General features: G+C 47.9%; 1 protein-coding gene. It reads left to right on the top strand.

Annotated elements, in window-relative coordinates; all coding sequences use genetic code 11:
• The coding region (locus J2D73_RS20465) for a hypothetical protein (protein WP_207884267.1) at nt 1-220 on the top strand (220 nt) is incomplete at its 5' end.
• Nucleotides 221-240: the final 20 nt, after the last annotated feature.

The raw sequence follows: 240 nt of genomic DNA, 5'->3' as shown, positions 1-240 counted from the left end.
CAAGAAGGAAGGAGAGGAGGCTGAGGCTGTTCCAGAGGAGAAGAAGAGTAACCATGTCCAAAGAAAGCTGCAAAAGCGACAACAGGATCGCAAGATTGACCCACATATTGAGGAGCAATTTGCTGGTGGGCGTCTATTGGCTGCAATCTCATCACGACCTGGCCAGTGTGGTCGTGCCGATGGATACATTTGGAGGGTAAGGAACTTGAGTTTTACATGAAGAAACTCCAGAGAAAGAAA

Origin of the sequence: Acetobacter sacchari, assembly GCF_017377715.1 — a bacterium.
GTDB lineage: Bacteria > Pseudomonadota > Alphaproteobacteria > Acetobacterales > Acetobacteraceae > Acetobacter > Acetobacter sacchari.
Note: the sequence above shows the minus strand (reverse complement) of the source record. Positions and strands in the feature narration are given on the sequence as shown.